Consider the following 20,738-nt stretch of genomic DNA (forward strand, 5'->3'; position numbering starts at 1 on the left):
CTTGATTAACAACAATAGTCATATGGATGAAGAGGAGGATTTGCAGGAAGCAGCCATTTTGGTTTATATAATGGATCCTTCCAATGCCAAGCCCCTAAGGCAGCTGCACACGCATCAATTGTATGACTTTCTTTTTCTATAAATGCAGGCAGTTCTTTTATTTGTTGCTCTTCTAGCCAGTTTAGTAAAAAAGTTCTTGCGGATAAATCTTGTTTGTAGTTCAATACATATTGGATATCTTCAAGAAGAAGTCTTGAACCGATTACAGCACCTGGATGAACTTCGACGATAGAGATTGGGTTAGAAGTTTTCATATTTTCAATTTCTCTTGTAAGTTTAATCCCTCTCAAAGTAAGATAGACCATTCGATTGAAAGTCGGAGGCATGATGGATCCAGACTTCATCCCAAACGAAATAATAAACTGTCTGAGCAGCTTATCTCCTTGCCTGTCCCCTCCACCATCCTCATAGGACAAGGGAGCATCGATTCCAATAATCACTTCATCAATCTTACTTTGAACCTGAATTTCTTCTAATATGTCAATGTCACTTACGTCACTCATTAGTTTAAGAAATTTCAATTCCCTATCCTGTTTTTCAAATAACGATAAAACTGTATCTTTATGATTACTTGGCCCAGATAAATCAATCCCTATCACTCTCATGAACAATCCCGCTTTCAGCCTACCAATAGTTTTTTTTAGCTACTTTTTTATAATCTTATCAACATTATCTTTAAACGTCACGGTTAAACTCTCCAGCATATCACCCTAAAAAAAATCCCTGGATATGAATGTATCCAAGGATTCAATAATTCTGCTGTCTATAAGCTCATTTTAATATCTGTATTCACTTTATGCTTGATATTTTTAAAGATAATGATAGAACAAAGAATCGTGATTAAATTGATAGTTGGGATAATGAATATGACTGGGATCACATTCACACCCACAAGAGCCATTCCAATGATTTTGCCTGTAAGAGCGGTCATTAAAAGAGTTAAAAAAACAAAATAAACGGGACCTAGTAAATATCCAAGAGGAAGTTTTTTAACCATAAAGACACCCAAAATGAACGAGATTGGCAGAAAAAGTGCTAAATCTAATCCCTGAACAATTAAGGTAGTGTAATGATCTAAATCGATGGGTAAAACATCATTGATTAATGGAGGAACGACAACCTGAAGCCACATACCGCCGATAGCTACGGCATTAAAGATAAGAAATCCACCTAATAATTTCACTTGTAATATGGTATCAAAGAATTTACTAAGGTTCTCAAAATGGAGTGAAAATAGCGTAAGGATGTATAAAAACTCCATTCACATTTATTATATACAGCTATTTAGAAAATTCAGGCGGATATTGTGGCAATATTTTTAAAATTCAAATCGTCTGTTTAGGTCAAAAAAATCCCAGGACTTTAGTAAAGCCTGGGGATTTTATTCGTTATTTATAAATTTTTATAATAAATAACAGTGGTATCTAGTTCGCCTTTTCCGGATAGAGCAAAGTTAGGAATTTTTCCTGCAGGTATAAAACCAAATGATTGATAAAGTAGATTAGAAGGGTCTCCTTCCCTTGTATCGAGAACCAGCAAAGTCCTTCCTTCATTTATTGCTCTTTCTTCTGCCATTTTCAATAGTGCACGACCGACTCCTTTGCGTCTAGCATTGGGACCTGTCATTAGTTTTGCAATCTCAGCTCGATGAAGACCGTTCTGCTTGGTACATAAATGAACCTGGATGGTTCCAACGATCTCATTATTTATCTTCGCAATAAACAAAACGACATCTGGTTTTAATACAGTTTGCCAATATTGTCTTGCAGCTGATAGCTTCATAGGAGGTAAAAAACCAATAGACGCACCTTCATCCACCACTTTAACCAATAGTTCCGAAAGAGGATTTATATGGGTCTCAATGGATTCAATTTCTTCAATTTTTAGCACATTTAACACCTCTATCTGAAAAATTTGTAGATATATTTAAAAAGTGTGTAGATATCGCTTATATATTCAAAAAAAGTGTTACTATAATGAAAATTATACGTTGGAAAAAGGTGCTGCCAATGATTTCTAAAAATGAGTCTCATAATCCATTGAGAATAACTTATTTTTTCGCTGTTTTAATAACAATTCTACTTGGACTGGCTTCTAGAAAATACAGCCATCTATTATTCTCCTTTTTAGCAGAGAATGCTGGAGATGTACTATGGGCAATGATGGTATATTTCGGATTCCGTTTCTTATTTTTGAAAAAGAGTATATTAATGGCCATCTTTCTTAGTTGTTTATTCAGCTTCGGTATCGAATTCAGTCAGCTGTATCAGGAAGAGTGGATCGATCAGATTCGCGGAACGCTGCTGGGAGCGTTGATACTAGGTAAAGGCTTCCTTACTGTGGATCTAATACGATATACAACAGGAATTGTTATAGCCACTAGCTTAGATCGTGTGGCGATCATAAAAAAACAGAAAAACATATAAATCAATGTTCTTCTGTTTTGGATTTAAATCTCTTAATAACAATATTTTACTGTGTTTGGAAAATAAGCGGAGAATTTCCGTTTAAATTGGGAAATAACCATATTTCCTTAAAAATAGGCGGAGTTTTTCCGCTTATTGTATCCAAATCCTTGGAATTTGTCTTATTTAAAGCAGTTAACCGGAATATCTCCGCTTATATATGCTTCCTAAGGTTCCTCTATAAACAATAGCCGGAAATTCTCCGCCTATGAATTCTCAACCCTACACGAAAAATCAACAATGAAAAATAACAGAGCCTACTAGTAAAAAAATAACAGTTACTTTTTACTATAATCTATTCTGTTAATTTTGAAAATATTTTAATACTTTCAACCTACCCATCATCATGACTTTTTTCAAGTTGTAGCTTCCCACTATTGGGGGCTTTTAGAGCAAAAAAATAGGCTGCACCAGCAACCTAAACTACAAGTTTTAACTTAAGCGTATTTTATGCCTGCAAGCTTGATATTATTTATATCACTTGACCCGCAAGGTGTAACTGCATACGTCATTTCACATTTTGGGCAATTCATGACAACGGTTTCTAGCGTAAACGTTTCTCCACACTCGCAGTGAATCTCATGCGCCACTGTTGGTGCAAGTTTATCTTTTCCTTTACTTTTAACATGATCAACGATGTCTTTTCCATCTCTAATATGTGATGAACAACCACAGCTCATTTGTAACCCACCAAGAATAAAGTTTATTTACTTAGTAAATTAATAATAGCATAGAAAAAAGGGCTCCAATCGTTCTAAAATCAAACAGATTATGAATTTTATCTATCTCAGAATTAAAAAAGAAGACTTCTAAACTAGGAGTCTTCTAATTAATGTACACGGATTATTTCATATATGTCTTCGTCGTGATGAACCCTTGTATGCTTGGATTCAATACGTTCAAACTCCACAATCTCTTCATCATACATTGACTCGCCAAACCACCAGTTTTTGAATTCAAGAAAAAGTTCTGTAAACATCTTGATACCTCCAGTAAAGGTTAATGGATTTCTTATACTCTTATTATCAATGTGAATCTATTCACATAAAAGCGCTTGCAAAATAGGCGTAATAGGAAAATAATAATGAATTATTTGAAAATAAAAGGCCGATAAATAATAGAAAATGGACTCACAAATCGAGTCCCCTCTTCATTGTTTTGTATGCCTATCAATCGAAGCAACCGCCTCGATTTCCACCAACTGGTTTTTATAATTGTATCAGAGATATCTTGATCTTTGTTCGTAAGACAAACCAAATTTAACTTTTCTATTAAAAATCCGCGAATGACTAACAGCTTGTCCTATACAATATCTGCTTGTCCGAATATATTATTATCGTAAAAGCAAATCACCTCAAGGAAAGGGGGGATTCAGATGGCAGCAGGACAAGGAAATTTCACTGAATTGGCGCTAGTTTTCTTGATTATCTTCATCCTTTTCATTCTTTTAACTCTCTGAGGAAATACTTGAGTTGAACAAGAGGGCAAAGACCATCCATTCTGGTGGTCTTTGTCTACTTTATTAATCTATATATATTGCTTGCATGAATTATGTAAAATTAAAGGATAGAGAGCTGTGTTTTCAGCCCCCTATCCTTTTTATATTATTTAGATTCAGTATTCTTACTCCCCGTATCCAATAACGGCAGCATTTGTTGGATCATATTAGGCAGTGATTGTGTTTCTTGACCTTGATTTAGATTTCTCAAATTATTGATAAGTGTTAATATACCAATTATTTTAGTAAGATCCAGATTTCCGAGAATGTTAGATAGATTAGATGAGTTTTGTGTAGTCGAATTTCCCATTTTTTCTAGGTTTCTGTTTAGTCTCCGCATTTCATTATATACACTATTCAGCGATACATCTGTTTCTACATTATGTCTCCTTACTCCTCTAACTTCCTTGCTTTTTTCACTTTTTTTCCTATCTTTACCCTTTTTATCTTCTTTACCCAATATGTCCACTCCCTTTAATTTATTACAAACATAGATGAATGAAGGTTTGTCCAACATATAGTATGTTTATCGACAAAAGGGTGTATAGACAAAGGTGTAAATTCCATAAATTTTTCAAGGTGCTACTTTAAAACTAAGGAAATCCATTGTTATTTAATATTAAGTATTGAATGAGCTATAATTTGAATATCTATTTACCTAGGAGTTTACTGTTTCAGAGAAGTTTCTATGTAGAAATTCTTTCAGTGGAGGGCATTTATGAAAGCGATTGTTTATAAAAGATATGGTCCACCTGAAATTCTTGAAGTAACAGATGTCGAAAAACCGATGCCTAAGGACAATCAAATATTGGTCAAAGTCCATGCCTCTTCCATAAATTTTGGGAACCTCGTACTTTTAAAAGGAGAACCGTTCTTAGCACGATTTGCATTCGGACTTTTTAAACCAAAGTACTCTATACCTGGAGGAGATATTTCAGGTACCGTAGAAGCTGTTGGGAAGGATGTTACCCAGTTTCAACCAGGTGATGAAGTGTTCGGTGATTTATCAGGTTGTGGTTGGGGTGGATTTGCCCAATATGTAGCTGTTCCTGAAAAGGCGCTTGCCTTGAAACCTGCCAATCTTTCCTATGAGGAAGCAGCGGCCGTACCGATGGCAGGCGTGACCGCATTACAAAGTATCAGGGATAAAGGCAGGATTCAGCCAGGACAGAAGGTTTTGATTAATGGTGCCTCTGGTGGTGTTGGCACTTTCGCTGTACAGATAGCCAAATCATTTGGGGCTGAGGTAACCGGAGTGTGTAGTACGAGAAATATAGACATTTTACAATCGCTTGGAGCCGACCATGTCATTGACTATTCAAAGGAAAAGTTTACCGAAAACAATCAGAGGTATGATTTAATTCTAGGTGTTAACGGACACCAACCCCTTTCAGACTATAAACGTGCATTAAATCGTAATGGTATTTTTGTTCATGTTGGAGGTTCCGAGACTCAAATGTTTCAAGCTATGACAGTGGGAACATGGATATCAAAGACCTCGAGTAAAAAAATGAGTACTTTCTTGCAACGAGCCAATCAAAAAGATCTATTTTTTATGAGAGAACTTCTCGAAGCTGGCAAAGTAAAACCAATCATAGATAAACAGTATTCCTTGAACGAAGTTGCTGAAGCGTTTAGGTACTTTGAACAAGGGCATGCCCAGGGAAAAGTAGTTATAAAAATGTAAATTGAAAAAAATTTTTTATGGCACCCAAAAATAATATTTTATTAACCGCATTTCACTGATATAATAAACGCCATATTCATAATTTAGGGGTGTCTATGTTGATAAGATTTGCACAGGAAATGGATTTACAGAACATTTTAGATATATATAATGATGCCATCCTCCATACTACAGCTGTATATACCTATAAAGCTCAAACACTTGAGGGCAGAGAAATATGGTATAAGCAAAAAATGGAAGAAGGTTATCCTGTTATCGTATATGAGTTAGATCATAAGGTTGTTGGCTTTGCAACGTTTGGCCCTTTTAGACCATGGCCCGCTTACAAATATTCGATCGAACATTCTATTTATGTAGATAGCAATTATCAAAGAAGAGGAATTGCCACTTCTTTATTAAAAGAGATTATTTCAATTGCAAATGAACGAGAGTATAAAACATTAATTGGCGGTATCGACGCAGCAAATGAAAAAAGCATTGCCATGCATGAGAAGATTGGCTTCATCCACTCAGGGACCATTAAAAATGCAGGCTATAAATTCAATACATGGCTAGATTTAGCTTTTTATCAATTGGACCTAAACGGCCCTAAAAATCCTGTAGAAGACTAAAGATTTAAACACCCCCTTAGCTATTGCTATGGGGGTATATTGCTAACCTAAAACATTGTTTTATTTCCTGATCAGTATTAGTATCAATCCCTAGGCGAATGTCATATGATGTATTCTTCCCAGAAAAGGAGGTTTCTCTAATGAGTAATGAATATGAAGTGGGGATAGGATTTCACTTAATTGTTGTCCTCTTCATCCTGTTAATTATTATTTGTTCAGTTTGTTGAAAAATAATGATGGTACTTAATCAGCTTGCGGTGTAATGTCCAAACTCGCCAAAATATTGAACTGCCCCCACTTTTAGCTCTATCTAAAATGTTGGCAGCAGTTTAATATTGGCGAGTTTATTTGCTAATAAAAATGTAAATTTATTGTTAATATTTCAGAACTGTGAAGGAGTTTTTAAATATAAACAGAAAACTCTTTAAATGTAGTTAATTACATTTACAGGAGGAAAAAAATGAATACGGGAGCAGCTGCGGGAAAGACTTTCTTATTAAAAATGTGGGAAAATTATCCGAAGACATGGAAGTTTTTAATTGATTTAGGGATATTTCTTAAATATAAGACCTTAAATACTAGTAAAATTCCAAATCAAATTGTGCTGCCTTCCTCCAATACGATCTTTGTTAATTCAGAAGAAAATCGTGGAAGAGCATTGTTGATCAGTAATGGGATGACTCAGAAGCGTTTGACAAATTTTTGGAATAACGCTGTGAATGAATATTCACCAGATTTGGTTATCGATGTAGGTGTAAACTATGGAGAATGTATTTTCTCGACAAATTACCCTACCCACACACAAATTTATGGAATCGAAGCGAATCGTGATTTGTTAAAATACATTCATCAATCCAGAGAGGTTCATCATAATAAAGCGCAAATTAAGATCTTTAATGTGTTTGCGGCAGATAAAGTAGCAGAAAAAACGTTCTATGTAGATAAACATTGGTCGGGTACATCTTCTGCAGCCTATCGTCCTGCACACGATATGATTGAACAAACAACCGTTCGTTCTGATACGATTGATTCGATCGTGGAAGAGGATGTTACGAACAAAAATATTTTATTTAAAGTGGATGTTGAGGGATATGAAGCATTTGTTTTAAGAGGAATGACAGAACTAATTCAAAAAAGTAACTCTGCTTTAGGTTTTATTGAGTTTAATAGTGAGTATATGGAAAATTCCGGAGTCAATTTAAGTGACTTTTTGCGGTTTTTACAACAACATTTCTCCGTATACATCTATGTCAAAAATGAGCTAGTAAATGGAAGTCAATTAACGCTATCTGATTTACATAAACTATTCGGGTCAAAATATGTTCATACAGATATGATTTTAGTGAAAAATGTAAAGGAGCAAATAAATTTATTACAGTTTTCTTCAGCTTCATAGGATTTAGGTCGCACGTATTGGTTTTTCAGAGGAAATGTACAAAAAGCTCCAAACTCATATATTGAGCTTGGAGCTTTTTTATTCATGTTTTGAACGTGTTCAGTCAAAAGAACCCATTGTTTGAAATAGTTCACTGGATTGCGGCGATACATAAATGGTTCTGCTTGGAAAGGCGACTTCTACTCCCTCTTCCTCTAAGATCCCCATAATCGCGATGTTGATTTCATGTTTAATTTTAACGTGCTCTGCCCAAACGGTTGTATTGGTAAAGAAATATAACAGTATATCGAGACTACTGTCATTATATTGATCGAATGCAACCATAATGGTATCCGGATGAACTTCGTCATGTGTCCGGAGCATTTGTTCAATTTGATGGACGACTCTTTCGATTTTATCTTTGGAAGTATTATAGTTTAGTCCTAAATGGAAAGTGATTCGTCTTTTCCCCATCCGGCTCCAGTTGGTAATCGGTTCGTTCGCAAGTGTTGAATTAGGAACAGTTACAAGCGCTTGACTAAAAGTTCGGATTTTCGTACTTCTGAAATTAATGTCTTCTACCGTTCCTTCAACGCTAGGTGTCAATATCCATTCACCTATAGAAAAAGGTTTTTCTGTTACAATGACGATACCGCCAATTAGATTACCTACAGCTTCTTTAGCTGCTAATGCAAAAGCGAGACCTCCTAAACCCAGTCCTGCGACCAATCCATTAACATCATAATCAAATTCCTGACCAATAACACTGATACTGATGGCAATAAGGATGACGCGGATGGTTCTTGAAATAAACGGAAGAAGAATTAAATCTATCTTATTATTAATCTTTTCATTCACGCTAATTAAGATTCCCGTTGTAGGTGAGGATAGATTAAATAATCCCCATGTAATTAAAACAATCACCATCGAACGCAAGAATTTTAAAAATAACGCATTATGTTGTTCAATAAAAGGAAAATAATCCATTGCAACATACAAACCTATAATAATAAAGCCCCATCCTAATGGACGTTCAAAAGCTAAAAAGATTTTAGTGAAAAAATCTGTAGGTGTTTTACCTGCTAATTTTAAAATTAACTGGAATACATACTTGGTAAATAGATTTCTAAATAGAATAAATAAGATCAATATCCCGATAGATATCCCTAAATCTTTTAACACTTCATAGTCTAGTTGCATACCTAAAAAAGCCATGACAAATGAATCAAAAGCCATTCACAAAACCCTTCTTTCATAATTCTTAGCAATTACAATGGTTAAAACCATCACATCTCACTATAATAACTTCTTAAACAAGATATTTGAATACAACCAAAGTCTTAGATTTATAATTTTTGAGGTTTATTGATCAAAAAAAGGCTACATTTATTGCAGCCAGGTCCTACAAAGTTTTATCTGGTGGAATTTCACTTTATTAATTTTCTCATCTGATATAAAAAGAGTATATCTTATGCAAATAAAAAATGAATTCTATATCCTTTTATGGATTTCTTTAGCTTCAGTTAAAATCGTATTAAATAGCATTTTAACACTTTGATTTTTTGCTAATCTAGGACTTTGACCAGACCAGAGTGATAAATAGTCTGGGTTTTCTTGAGATGAAGAAGCTTTTCTTATAGTTTGAGTAAGTGCATTTTGTACTGGGAAGTCGGGTAATAAATCTTCGTGTTTTTCTAATTCTGAAATAAACTTATTTTTAATTCCTCTTGCATATTTGCCAGAAAAAGCTCGAGTTAAGACAACCTGGTCTTCTTTCGCGTTCATAATCGCTTCTTTGTATACCTGATGTGCACCGCTTTCGATACACGTTAAGAAAGCTGTGCCCATTTGTACTCCTGTTGCACCCAAGCTTAGAGAAGCCATTAAACCTCTCCCGTCCATTATTCCTCCAGCAGCAATAACTGGAATACTGACATGATCGACAACTTGTGGAATCAATGACATTAACCCTATTAAACTATCTTGAGATTGAGTGATAAAGTTACCGCGGTGACCACCCGCTTCACTTCCTTGAACCACAACCATATCCATACCAGACTTTTGATTTTCAATGGCTTCCACCACAGTGGTAGCCGTTCCAATTAGAATAATACCATTCATCTTTAATTTTGAAATGATTTCCTTAGAAGGAATACCAAATGTAAAGGAACAAACTGGAACTTTTTCTTTTATGACAACCTTGATTTGTTCATTAAAGGTTTCAATTACTTGATCGCATGTTGGGATGTCTATGTTATTTTCTTCGTTTATATGTAATTGATTACGAAAGGGCTGTAATTTCTGAAGGGCTGATTTTACTTCACTTTCTGTATAGGTAAATTCGTTGGGAACAAATAAATTTATACCAAATGGTTTTGATGTTAACTGCTTTATTTCCTTGATTTGTTCTCGGATTTGATTTGGAGTCATATAGCCAGCTCCAATCATCCCAAAACCTCCAGCATTAGAAACCTCCGCTACTAATTTCGAAGTCGTTATGCCCCCCGCCATGGGAGCTTGAATGATCGGATACTCAATTTTTAAAAGCTGGGTTATGTTAGTTTTAAACATAGGACTACACCTCGTTGTTTAATTTTTATAGATTTGACATTACGATATATATGTATATAACCATATTATTAGTTTCTAAGGATAAGGACAAGACGCGGTTAACGTTCTTTATGTACCAATTCACAAAAATAGGCACTTGAAATTGAAAAATTAACCTTATCTTTCCAGAAACCAGTGTAACCATAATCATCCAATATCGTCTACTTTATAAAGGTAAGAGTTTCAGCAAACAATCAAGCACAGGTCTTAACCCAATAATATTAATTGTTAAAAAGAAGGGATGATTGTTATGCTTCAATCAAGAAAATTTAATTATATACTGATCAGCTTTTTGGTATTCCTGCTGTTTTTCACACCTAGAATGTCCTCTCCAATGCCGGATAACGAGAGTGTATCTGCAGCACAGGTGAAAACCGAGAAAAAACAAAAGGATAAAATTAAAATAACGGTTGAATATAAAGGCAAAATTTATCGTGATCTGGAAACACATTATTACCTATTTTCAACTGCAAAGAGAGGAACGATAGACATTAGTTGGGGATCAGATATGCTTGGATCCGATTATATCATTACTGATAAAAACTGGTCAGCCATGTATGGAAATGGCGATGAATTGCCAGCAGGAGATTATATGTTAGTGATTACCTCAAATCCAGCAGAATCACCCGAAGACCCTTCACTACTTTCCTATCATTTTATCCTAAAAGGTCTTACGTTTAAGGTGGCTCCGGATACATCACTCCCTAAACTAAACATTGAATCTCCTGCCCAGCTAGTAACTCACCTTCCAGCAGGAGAACATGACGTCATATTCAAAGGATGCTCAGATGCCGATAGTCTAATTTTTGCAGACGAAGAGACCACGGAACAGTTACCAAGTTCATTTGAAAAGAGTATTCATTTTGATGAAACCTCTCCAAACTATCGTGGATATCGAATTACCGCCACTAATGAATCAGGCAACAGCGTTAATCGTTATTTCGAGTTTATTTATGAGGGTGGAATTTCAGAATAGGTGTAAGAGACCAGATTTACAGTTTATATCAGGCTCATTACAAAAATCCCTAGACGGATGTCTAGGGATAATTTTTTTCAGGGATTTATTTTAAACTCCCCTGAATAGGCGCCGTTGACTTTTCAAATGTAAATCCTTCATACCCATTCTCAGCAATTTCTGTACATTTTTGACGGTATGCCCCGACGCCGCCTAAATAGATTAAGAATCTGCGAGTCTTACCAGGAATATTGGCTCCGGTATACCAGGAGTCTGCTTTTGTGAACAATGTGGCATCAGCAACTTCGGCGCAATGCTTGCTCCATGTTTCTTCCGCATCAACATTTGCTTCAACCGTTTCTAAATTATTCGCCTCCATATATTCGATACAATCAGAGACCCATTCTACATGCTGCTCAATGGAAGCCGGCATATTACTTAGAACGGAAGGACTTTCTGGGCCGGTAATCATGAAGAAATTAGGGAAACCGGCATTGGCAACACCAAGGTATGTTCGTGTATTTTCTCCCCCGTTCCATTTTTCCTTCAATGACACACCCTCTTTACCGCGGATATCCATTTTTAACAATGGACCTGTCATACCATCAAAGCCGGTAGCAAACACAATGGCGTCAAGCTCATATTCTCCTTCAGTCGTACGAATTCCCATCTCCGTAATTTCTTCAATTGGATTTTTCTTCACATCGACTAACGAAACATTATCTCGGTTAAATGTTTCATAGTAATCCGTGTCGATAATTGGACGCTTCGTTCCGTAATAATAGAAAGGCAAGAGTTTTTCAGCGACATCAGGTTTGGTAACGATGGAGCGAATTTTAGATCGGATAAATTCAGCCGCCAATTCGTTTGCCTCTGGATTAATCGTAATGTCATAGTAGGAAGTGAAAATACCTTGACCTCCAACCTCCCATGCCTCTTCAAACTTCGCCAAGCGTTCTTCGGGGGTTACCTCGAGCGCTGATTTGGTAGGCACTTCTGCAGGTAGGCCGCCTGCGGATTCTCGTATTTGCTGCTTAATTTCGTGAAAATTCTCTTTTGCCTTTCGGATATACTCTTCGTCATAAGGGTGATTTCTAGCAGGTGCACTATATTGTGGCGTACGCTGGAAGACAGTTAAATGAGCTGCTTCTGCTGCAATAACTGGAATCGCTTGAACACCGCTCGAACCGGTCCCGACAATACCAACCCGTTTTCCTGTAAAGTCAACCTTTGTGTGCGGCCAATGCCCAGTGTGGTACCAATCTCCCTTATAGTTTTCTAAGCCATTAAATTTAGGAAGGTTTGATGCTGAAAGACAACCGACACCCGTGATAAAGTACTTTGCTGAAACACAAGTACCATCATTTAGAGAAATCTGCCATCTCTTATCCTCTTCATTATAATGTGCCGCCTGTACCCGGGTTTCAAATTGTATATCAGGTCTCAAATTGAATTTATCAGCAACAAAGTTAAGATATCTTAATATCTCAGGCTGCTCCGGATAGCGAGAGGACCATGTCCATTCGCGATAAAGCTCTTCTGAAAAGGTATAGTTATAGTAGATACTTTCTGAGTCACAGCGTGCCCCAGGATAGCGATTCCAGTACCAAGTACCGCCAACACCATCGGCGGCCTCATATACTCGAGTCGATAAACCTGCTTCACGTAAGCGATACAGCATATACATACCTGAAAAGCCTGCACCAATTACAACCGCGTCAAAACTAGCCATTTGATTCGCATTTTGTTTAGATGTCATTAGCATTTCCTCCCTAAAATAAGGTTCAGATACAGCTTCTATCTTAATTAGACTCTACTTACCTCTTGATCTACCTTTGCTAAAAAAGAAGCAAATTTATCGATGGACCCTTTAATATCTTCCGGGAAGACCGCCATATTCGTAAAGAAACCGTGGACTAAGCCTTCCTCACGTGAAGTTTCTACATACACTCCAGCTTCCCGAAGCCGCTCTGCATAGGCCTCCCCTTCATCTCTTAATACATCATACTCTGCTGTTAGGACATAGGCCGGCGGGAGATTACGTAAATCCTCAGCCAAAATAGGTGCCACAAGTACATTCTTAGCGTCCTCGTCATTACGGATATAATAATTGCCAAACCAAATCATAAGGTCCCTGTCTAAACCAAATCCTTCTTTAAACTCCTCATAGGAAGGGGAATCATAACTTAAGGCCGTTACTGGATAGATAAGTACTTGACCAGCAATGGCAGGTCCCTTTTCTTCCCGTGACTTTAAGGTCATAGCAGCAGCAAGATTGCCGCCTGCACTATCGCCGCCTACGACTATATTGGAAGCGTTTGCATTTAAAGACGCAGCATTTTGACTTACCCACTGTAAAGCAGCATAAGAATCTTCAACCGGTACAGGAAACTTATATTCAGGAGCCAGCCGATAATCGACAGAGACGACAATTCTTTGGGTTTTATTTGCCAACATTCTGCAGCTGGCATCAGCTATAGGAATATCGCCTAATACCCAGCCGCCGCCATGGTAATATACAAAAACCGGGAAAGGACCTTGCCCTTCTGGTGTATAAATTCTCACATTAATTTCTCCATCTTGAACAGGTACTAGACGATCTTCAATCTTTGACAGTGGTGCAAGTTCTACCTCTACTGGGGGTGCCATAGCAAACATATCTCTTACTGTTTGTGGATCTAATGATGCGATTGGCGGCATTTGTTTAAATGCTTCTAAGTAGAGTTGTGATTGTGGTTTTAAATTTGCCATTGTCATCTTCCCTTCGTATTAAAAGTTTTTCATCTTTTTTGTATATGCATGGTAAGTACTATCTAAATTGTAAAATATTTTGTATAATTTGAATATTCCTAATTTTATATATACTAATTCCCCCAAAAGGAGATGATAATTTGGCTTCACAGCATACCTTGATGGAAAAAATTGTACAGCTGGAGGAAACGGCTAGTCATGAGGAGAAACTGTATAAAATTCTAGAATTATACATGTCAATCTACCCTGTACGGAATTCATATTTATTCCGCTTTTCACCTTTAGGTTATTTAGGTGAAGGTATTATCATGTTAAACTCCACTGGCATTGTCTACATAAACGATATCCGCGACAACATTCGTACGTTGCCCATTATCTACTCTGCAATCTTGGAAAGAAGAGCCAAGTATTGTTCTGGCATTGAATTTTTAAAACAAACGAGCAGCAAATATATCCTTACTTCTAACGTAAATTCAATGGCTGTAATCCCGATTTGCTTTGATAAAGTGGTAATCGGCTATATCTGTACGACAGAATTTTCCGATACCGCGGTAATCGATGAAGTGACGCTTTCCTCTTTTACGGATTACGGAAGAATAGTTGGAAAGTACATGGAGAAGACCAACACTTTAGACGAAACACCAAACTTAAGCAAAAGGGAATTAGAGGTAATGAGAAAGATTTCTTGGGGAGAAAGCATGAAGGAAATGGCTGCGGCGATGGACATAAGTGAATTAACTGTAAAACAATATGTAAAATCTGCGATTAAAAAGCTTGGTGCACATAATCGATCCCATGCAGTAGGTGAACTTTTAAGAAGAGGTATTATTTCTTAAAAAAATGTAAACGCTTACCAATTGTTTTTACTAGTAGATTCTCCCTCGTTTATGTTTCTTTTTTCCTATTTTTCGTTATAATATAGATGCATGAACATAAAATAAAAAGACCGAACATGATGCCAACATGTCGGTCCTGCAATAGACGGTCTCGAAGGATCGGCTAGATACAAGTATAAATAATCCACCCGAGCCTGCTAACTCAAGGGTGGGTTATTTTTTTTGGTTAAACGTCAGAATGGCAATGACTAAACTAGCAAAACCAAACATAATCATCAACGTTTCAAAAACCGTCAAACAGCGTCACCCCCTTTCCATTGGGAGCATGCCGACTATCCCTGAGACAAACCTATCTATTGCCATTTTAGTATACCATATACCTGACGATATAAGAACATACATTCGTATTTATTAGTAAAATTATCAATTAGTTGTGAGTCAGCAAATCCTCTAAAGCGGAACGAAGTGTTGGATACATGAATTCAAATTCTGCTTCTTGCAACACTTGAGGCAGCACATGCTGCCCTTCCAAAACGAGAGCACTTTTTTGCCCCAGGACCAATTTCATTGCGAAAGAAGGTACAGGTATCCAATGAGGACGATGTAAAATCAAGCCAATGGTCTTTCCAAATTCGTCCATTTGAAGTGGTGATGGAGAAGTAACATTTACTGGTCCCCGTAAGGTTACATTTTTAAGGGCAAATACGACGGCCCGGACAACATCCATGACATGCACCCAGGATACCCATTGATCACCAGACCCTACTTTCCCGCCCACAAATAAACGATATGGCAGTGCCATAAGCGGCAGTGCACCACCCTCTTTACCGAGTACAACTCCAAATCTCATGAAGACCGGGCGAACCGAATGTTCCTCTACTTGTAATGCTTTGTTTTCCCAACCACGCACCGTTTTCCCTAAGAAATCATTTGCTCTTTCCGTTGAGTCTTCCGTGTAGACCGTTTTTACTGAGGCAGGATAAATGCCAATCGCGCTAGCATTGACCAGGACGGAAGGTTTAACAGGTAGCGAAGAAATGATCCTCAGTAACTCGTCTGTTGCGGTCATCCGACTTTCGTAAATCTGTTTCTGATGGTTCTCACTCCATCTGCCGTCGTTGATCGAGACACCCGCTAAGTTTATAAAGGCATCTGCATTTCTTATTTCCTTTTCCGGTGATGTTCCTTTCTCTAGCCACCTTACATACTGGACCTTCTCGGAGAATTCACGATCACCTCTTGTTAGAATTACCACATTATGCCCTTCCGAAAGAAGCATGTCTGTTAATTTTTTACCGATAAATCCAGATCCTCCTGCAATCACAATCCTCATTTTCCTACCCCCATTTGATCCATCGTCACGGACATATTTCTTTTAACCAGATTATACCATTTCATCCAAAAATAATGGTATGTAAACTTTATATGAATTAAGAGAATCAAAAAAAGCCCCAATAGACAAATGTATATCAGGGCTTATCTTGGAAAATGCTTATCCATGGTTTTCTTCAGTCGCCATTGCTTCTGCTTTCGTTTTGTGAACCGTTCCTAAAGGGTGCTGAGGAGGAGCATAGATGGAATAGAGTTTAAGAGGTTTATTCCCCGTATTGGTTACATTGTGCCATTTACCAGCAGGTACCACGATGGCAAAATCATCGGAAACTCTCTCCTGAAAAGTCAATTCATCTTTTGAATCCCCCATTTGAACGATTCCATGGCCATCTTCGATACGTAGGAATTGATCAACGTCTGGGTGCATTTCCAGCCCAATATCTTCCCCAACGTCGATGCTCATTAATGTCACTTGAAGATGATTTCCAGTCCATAGGGAGGTACGAAATGTAGGGTTTTGTTTAGAAGCTTCATTAATATTCACAACAAATGGTTCTTTACCATAATCCTTTATTTCAACGTTCCTTACTTCAATGATAGGGTGCCAATGTCGATGTGAAATTTCATAGTCTAACTGGTCAGTATAATCCCAATTCATCGTCTGTCTTCCATAGTTAAATAAAGGTATGTTCGAATAATAAGGATTTTGATAAGGATATGGGTACATATTAGGAACATAGTACATTTTGCTCATTCCCTTCAAAGATTTTTCCAATTATCTTATTCACCTTTTCTAATAAGGTGCTGCGGGAAAATGTAGTGCCGTTTTGAATACCCCTTTTATTGATTTTTATAAAAAGCTGCTGATTCCCACTCATCGGTTGTGGCGTCAGGTTAGATTAAGTATCCGAGATGAAAAATAGGCGGAGAAATTCCGCTAAATTTGAAATTATGGTTAAAAAAGGCCTAAATAGACGGAGGGATTCCGCCTATTGGCCTGAAAAATTCAAAAATGAGCGATTTTGCTTTGCATAGTCGGAAAAACTCCGCTTATATTCCCCAAAACGAGCTCCATTCTGCATTTAACCGGAAAATCTCCGGTTATTCAACGTTGCCAATACGACGGTCATTTCGGTTAAGAAACACACTACAAACCGAACCCTTATATAAGAAGTAATGACTAAAGCGTTCGAAAACGTTTTCTTCGATTACGTAAGAACGCTGGAATATCCTGAGAATCCTCTGACTCTTCTCGGTGTTGATCATATTCTAACACTTCATCGAAATGGATAATGGGCTCTGGTTCTTGATATTGGATACGAGGTTCCCTTCGGTAGGAAGGCGGCGTTTCCTCTATGGCGGGCTCAGAAGAAGGCTTATGTACTTCAGTTTCCTCTTTCTCAGTGAAACCAGTAGCAATGACCGTTACAATTATTTCATCTGTTAAGTTCTCATTTATTACCGAACCAAAAATCATATTTAATTCCTCATTCGAAGCAGAGGCAACGATTTCGGCTGCTTCCTGCACTTCAAAAAGACTTAAATTGTGTCCACCAGTAATATTCATGATGACACCATGTGCTCCATTGATGGAGGTCTCCAATAACGGACTATTTAATGCCTTTTCCGCCGCTTCCGTTGCACGATTTCTCCCTTCCGCAATACCAATTCCCATCAGTGCCGTTCCTTTATGGGACATGACTGTTTTCACATCAGCAAAATCAAGATTAATTAGACCAGGGACAGCAATTAAATCAGAAATCCCTTGTACACCCTGGCGGAGAACATTATCCGCTTCCCGGAAAGCTTCAATCATTGGTGTTTTTTTATCGACAATCTCCAATAAGCGATCATTCGGAATAATGATTAACGTATCCACTGCTTCCCTCATTGCGCTAATTCCATTTTCAGCATTTACGGCACGTTTGTGGCCTTCGAATTTGAAAGGACGCGTTACCACTCCAATCGTCAATGCACCAAGCTTTCGGGCAATTTTCGCAATCTCGGGTGCTGCGCCTGTTCCTGTTCCACCGCCCATTCCAGCGGTTACAAAAACCATGTCGGCACCTTTTAACACTTCTTCAATTTGATGTTTACTTTCTTCCACAGCTTTTCTTCCTATTTCCGGATTAGCCCCGGCACCTAAACCTCTTGTTAAATTAGAACCAATTTGCATTTTGATTGCTGCACATGATTGCTTGATCGCTTGTGAATCCGTATTAACGGCAATAAATTCTACACCGCCAACTCCATCCTCAATCATTCGGTTTACGGCATTGTTTCCCCCGCCGCCTACACCAATCACTTTAATCGTCGCCAATTGGTCCATACTTGTATCAAATTCTAACATGGATATTCCTCCCCGTTACCCAAAAGCCTATTTTTTACATTCATCACTATAATTCGGTAGTAAATCTGTTTTTTCGATTTAGTAGAGTCACTTCTTACCCGAAAGTAAAATACTAGAAAAATAATATAGTTTTTAGTCTACGGAACATTAATTTTATTGTCTAGTTAAGTGTTACCTATTATTAAGCAAAGCAACATGGGAAAAAGCACACCCTTCTTTAATGTGAAAAGCAGTCATATTTTTCCTTATTGGGGGAGTATGGTCCTGTTTGTTTTCATGGCATTTCTATTGTTAAGGAAGGATTACATTCTAGTTACAAATTAGCTCATAACCTCTGGTTCGACAATTTTTGAAAAAATCCCTTGTTATGATGGCTATATATCTTAAAAGGAGCAAAATAAGGAGGAAACATGGCGGAAATATTACTATACCTGGGTACATATCTCACCGTTACTCTTGCTGTCGGCTGGCTGATTACAATTGGTTTCGATCTTTTTTTAAAATAGTTAAAAAGAATATTTTAAAAATAAGATGTGTCAAAGAATTCATAGTCTCTTTACAAATTGTTTACTATCTACTGCTTCGACAATTCCTAAAAAACACTTGCTATAATGACCTTATCTACATATTTTCTTAATTAAATATTGATAGTAACCCGAGGAGGCAATGTTATGACGGAACTATTTCCCCCTAGCCATGTCCAAGAAGCGCTTGGTATTGATAGCAAGACATTACGAAAGTTTGCCACTCTTTTAGAAGAACACGGGTATCCTATTCACCGCAATAGCAGAGGACATAGGGGCTATTGTGAAAAGGATATTAACACGCTAAGGAAATTCATAGATTTTAGCAATGAAGATGGAATGACGTTGGAACTTTCTGCCAAAGCCATCATGAAATGGGTTTCTGAAGAAAATAAATCATTCGCGATTACCGCAAAAGAGCCGTTACAAGCATCTCCTGATATGGGAATGTCGCTAAATGGTGATTTTAATGAACTAATGGAACGGATAGAAAATTTAGAGCGCATCAATATGGATTTGATCAATCTACTAAAGGAGAAAGCGGTACGGGAAGCGTATCTAGAAGATAAGATGAACCAAATCTTAAAGTATGTGGAACGTACGGAACAACTATGGGAGGAACGAAATCACGTGATGTTGGAAGAAACGAGAAAGCAGATCGCAGCTGCAAAGCAAAAAAAGTGGTGGCATTGGTGGAAATGAAAAAAAACGGCATTCGTAATGGAATGGCGTTTTCTAGATTTCAGCTGTTATTTATTCGTTGTAATCTGTTGGCCTTATGTTGTTCAAAATCCCATGTTGATAAAAACTTTTTTGTAGAAGTATAGCCTGATATATAGAGAAATTCGATTTCATCCTCATTCAATAGAAAATCAGTTGTGTTAATTTCGCCAGTCGGAATCTTTATCGTGCGCTCGAGCGTATCTTGTTTCATATGTCGTAAATCATGTGCCTGAAGCATTGTTTTAAATATATTCTTAAAAAGATGCAGCGGCGTTGGTATTACCGGGTCTATACTAACTTTATCTTTTACAAAACGGAAGCCGAACGTTGGAAAACTAGGATTTGGTGTATCAAAAATCCAAATTGGGAAGTTACTCAGCAAACCGCCATCTAATATATATGATTTGTTACGATCTTTCGATTTCCAAATAACCGGGCGGAAGAAAAATGGAATCGATGCACTCATCATTACCGCGGTTGAAACCTTCAAATCTGCGGGGGTCATTCCATAGCGCTCTAAATCATCCGGCAAAATAAGCATTTGCCCATTCGATACATCAGAAGCGATGATCTTTAACTTGCCATCTGGAAGATCTGCAAATGTTTTAATCCCTTTATTTAAAAGAAGTGAATCGGTCCAGGCTTCCAAATAATCATTTTTATATATACCTAGATTAAACATTAGTTCAAGTAAACTGCCGAAAATGGGAATTCGGTTCATAAACGTCCTGCCTCGAAGCTTAGAAAAATCAAGTTCACTCAGAAGCTTTCTAATTTCATAGCTTTTATAGCCGCTTGCCAAAAGAGCAGCGATTACAGCTCCTGCTGAGGTTCCAGCTATTCTTTGCCATTCTACCTTTTCCTCTTCCATGGCTTGAATGGCTCCGACAAAAGCAATTCCCCTTGCCCCGCCGCCTTCAAAAACAGCATCTGCCTTCAACGATTTACACCTCACGTTCTA

At 37.4% G+C, this 20,738-nt stretch carries 23 protein-coding genes; 8 read left to right on the plus strand and 15 right to left on the minus strand.

Going from position 1 to position 20,738, the window contains the following annotated elements:
- Positions 1 to 5 precede the first annotated feature (5 nt).
- The 3 genes from QFZ28_RS14785 to QFZ28_RS14795 all read right to left on the minus strand — a co-directional run bounded on the left by QFZ28_RS14785 (position 6) and on the right by QFZ28_RS14795 (position 1,959).
- Positions 6 to 665 (minus strand): DUF429 domain-containing protein, encoded by a 660-nt coding sequence (locus QFZ28_RS14785; RefSeq protein WP_307195335.1) that lies wholly within the window; start codon positions 663 to 665, stop codon positions 6 to 8.
- Positions 666 to 823: 158 nt separating this feature from the next.
- Entirely contained in the window at positions 824 to 1,321 is a 498-nt protein-coding gene (locus QFZ28_RS14790; protein WP_307195336.1) for a hypothetical protein, read from the minus strand.
- A 131-nt stretch (positions 1,322 to 1,452) separates the two neighbouring features.
- Entirely contained in the window at positions 1,453 to 1,959 is a 507-nt protein-coding gene (locus tag QFZ28_RS14795) for a GNAT family N-acetyltransferase (RefSeq protein WP_307195337.1), read from the minus strand.
- 77 nt (positions 1,960 to 2,036) lie between these two features.
- Between QFZ28_RS14795 and QFZ28_RS14800 the strand changes: the two genes are divergently transcribed.
- Positions 2,037 to 2,486 (plus strand): ribosomal maturation YjgA family protein, encoded by a 450-nt coding sequence (locus tag QFZ28_RS14800; RefSeq protein ID WP_307195338.1) that lies wholly within the window; start codon positions 2,037 to 2,039, stop codon positions 2,484 to 2,486.
- A gap of 476 nt (positions 2,487 to 2,962) precedes the next feature.
- On the opposite strand, the gene QFZ28_RS14805 is transcribed toward QFZ28_RS14800, so the two are convergent.
- The 3 genes from QFZ28_RS14805 to QFZ28_RS14815 form a co-directional block, all read right to left on the minus strand.
- Positions 2,963 to 3,205, minus strand: a complete 243-nt coding sequence (locus tag QFZ28_RS14805; protein ID WP_283951205.1) for a hypothetical protein — start codon at positions 3,203 to 3,205, stop codon at positions 2,963 to 2,965.
- 149 nt (positions 3,206 to 3,354) lie between these two features.
- Entirely contained in the window at positions 3,355 to 3,504 is a 150-nt protein-coding gene (locus QFZ28_RS14810; RefSeq protein ID WP_307195339.1) for a hypothetical protein, read from the minus strand.
- A gap of 625 nt (positions 3,505 to 4,129) precedes the next feature.
- Positions 4,130 to 4,483, minus strand: coding sequence for a hypothetical protein (locus QFZ28_RS14815; RefSeq protein WP_307195340.1), 354 nt, complete (start codon positions 4,481 to 4,483; stop codon positions 4,130 to 4,132).
- 258 nt (positions 4,484 to 4,741) lie between these two features.
- Here QFZ28_RS14815 and QFZ28_RS14820 point away from each other — a divergent pair, with 258 nt between their 5' ends.
- The 4 genes from QFZ28_RS14820 to QFZ28_RS14835 all read left to right on the plus strand — a co-directional run bounded on the left by QFZ28_RS14820 (position 4,742) and on the right by QFZ28_RS14835 (position 7,717).
- A complete protein-coding gene (locus QFZ28_RS14820) occupies positions 4,742 to 5,710 on the plus strand; it encodes an NAD(P)-dependent alcohol dehydrogenase (protein ID WP_307195341.1) in 969 nt (322 codons plus the stop codon).
- 98 nt (positions 5,711 to 5,808) lie between these two features.
- On the plus strand, positions 5,809 to 6,321 hold the full coding sequence (locus tag QFZ28_RS14825; protein WP_307195342.1) for a GNAT family N-acetyltransferase: 513 nt from the start codon (positions 5,809 to 5,811) through the stop codon (positions 6,319 to 6,321).
- Positions 6,322 to 6,461: 140 nt separating this feature from the next.
- On the plus strand, positions 6,462 to 6,548 hold the full coding sequence (locus tag QFZ28_RS14830) for a YjcZ family sporulation protein (RefSeq protein ID WP_307197036.1): 87 nt from the start codon (positions 6,462 to 6,464) through the stop codon (positions 6,546 to 6,548).
- A 233-nt stretch (positions 6,549 to 6,781) separates the two neighbouring features.
- Entirely contained in the window at positions 6,782 to 7,717 is a 936-nt protein-coding gene (locus QFZ28_RS14835) for an FkbM family methyltransferase (RefSeq protein WP_307195343.1), read from the plus strand.
- 99 nt (positions 7,718 to 7,816) lie between these two features.
- Here the strand turns inward: QFZ28_RS14835 and QFZ28_RS14840 are convergent, their stop codons facing one another.
- A complete protein-coding gene (locus QFZ28_RS14840) occupies positions 7,817 to 8,932 on the minus strand; it encodes a mechanosensitive ion channel family protein (RefSeq protein WP_307195344.1) in 1,116 nt (371 codons plus the stop codon).
- Positions 8,933 to 9,187: 255 nt separating this feature from the next.
- Positions 9,188 to 10,267 carry an NAD(P)H-dependent flavin oxidoreductase gene (locus QFZ28_RS14845; RefSeq protein ID WP_307195345.1) on the minus strand — a complete coding sequence of 360 codons (1,080 nt, stop codon included), beginning with the start codon at positions 10,265 to 10,267 and terminating at the stop codon, positions 9,188 to 9,190.
- A gap of 289 nt (positions 10,268 to 10,556) precedes the next feature.
- On the opposite strand from QFZ28_RS14845, the gene QFZ28_RS14850 reads away from it, so the two are divergent.
- Positions 10,557 to 11,282 carry a hypothetical protein gene (locus QFZ28_RS14850; RefSeq protein WP_307195346.1) on the plus strand — a complete coding sequence of 242 codons (726 nt, stop codon included), beginning with the start codon at positions 10,557 to 10,559 and terminating at the stop codon, positions 11,280 to 11,282.
- A gap of 85 nt (positions 11,283 to 11,367) precedes the next feature.
- Here the strand turns inward: QFZ28_RS14850 and QFZ28_RS14855 are convergent, their stop codons facing one another.
- Positions 11,368 to 13,020 carry a flavin-containing monooxygenase gene (locus QFZ28_RS14855; protein ID WP_307195347.1) on the minus strand — a complete coding sequence of 551 codons (1,653 nt, stop codon included), beginning with the start codon at positions 13,018 to 13,020 and terminating at the stop codon, positions 11,368 to 11,370.
- A gap of 47 nt (positions 13,021 to 13,067) precedes the next feature.
- Entirely contained in the window at positions 13,068 to 14,012 is a 945-nt protein-coding gene (locus QFZ28_RS14860; protein ID WP_307195348.1) for an alpha/beta hydrolase, read from the minus strand.
- A 161-nt stretch (positions 14,013 to 14,173) separates the two neighbouring features.
- On the opposite strand from QFZ28_RS14860, the gene QFZ28_RS14865 reads away from it, so the two are divergent.
- Entirely contained in the window at positions 14,174 to 14,848 is a 675-nt protein-coding gene (locus tag QFZ28_RS14865) for a response regulator transcription factor (RefSeq protein WP_307195349.1), read from the plus strand.
- A 213-nt stretch (positions 14,849 to 15,061) separates the two neighbouring features.
- Here the strand turns inward: QFZ28_RS14865 and QFZ28_RS29800 are convergent, their stop codons facing one another.
- From QFZ28_RS29800 to ftsZ, 4 genes are all read right to left on the minus strand, one after another.
- Complete coding sequence (locus tag QFZ28_RS29800) at positions 15,062 to 15,145, minus strand: putative holin-like toxin (RefSeq protein WP_369689651.1); 84 nt, start codon at positions 15,143 to 15,145, stop codon at positions 15,062 to 15,064.
- A 130-nt stretch (positions 15,146 to 15,275) separates the two neighbouring features.
- Positions 15,276 to 16,181: a TIGR01777 family oxidoreductase gene (locus QFZ28_RS14870; RefSeq protein ID WP_307195350.1), complete on the minus strand. Its 906-nt coding sequence runs from the start codon at positions 16,179 to 16,181 to the stop codon at positions 15,276 to 15,278.
- Positions 16,182 to 16,340: 159 nt separating this feature from the next.
- The gene (locus tag QFZ28_RS14875; protein WP_373428076.1) at positions 16,341 to 16,934 is read right to left on the minus strand and encodes a cupin domain-containing protein; all 594 of its coding nucleotides are present in this window, start codon (positions 16,932 to 16,934) and stop codon (positions 16,341 to 16,343) included.
- A gap of 426 nt (positions 16,935 to 17,360) precedes the next feature.
- Positions 17,361 to 18,530 carry a cell division protein FtsZ gene (gene ftsZ, locus QFZ28_RS14880; RefSeq protein ID WP_307195351.1) on the minus strand — a complete coding sequence of 390 codons (1,170 nt, stop codon included), beginning with the start codon at positions 18,528 to 18,530 and terminating at the stop codon, positions 17,361 to 17,363.
- 671 nt (positions 18,531 to 19,201) lie between these two features.
- Here ftsZ and QFZ28_RS14885 point away from each other — a divergent pair.
- A complete protein-coding gene (locus QFZ28_RS14885; protein WP_307195352.1) occupies positions 19,202 to 19,756 on the plus strand; it encodes a MerR family transcriptional regulator in 555 nt (184 codons plus the stop codon).
- A gap of 40 nt (positions 19,757 to 19,796) precedes the next feature.
- Here QFZ28_RS14885 and QFZ28_RS14890 read toward each other — a convergent pair whose 3' ends face one another.
- Positions 19,797 to 20,717 (minus strand): patatin-like phospholipase family protein, encoded by a 921-nt coding sequence (locus QFZ28_RS14890; RefSeq protein WP_307195353.1) that lies wholly within the window; start codon positions 20,715 to 20,717, stop codon positions 19,797 to 19,799.
- Positions 20,718 to 20,738: the final 21 nt, after the last annotated feature.

The organism is Neobacillus niacini (assembly GCF_030817695.1).
Taxonomy (GTDB): domain Bacteria; phylum Bacillota; class Bacilli; order Bacillales; family Cytobacillaceae; genus Neobacillus; species Neobacillus niacini_F.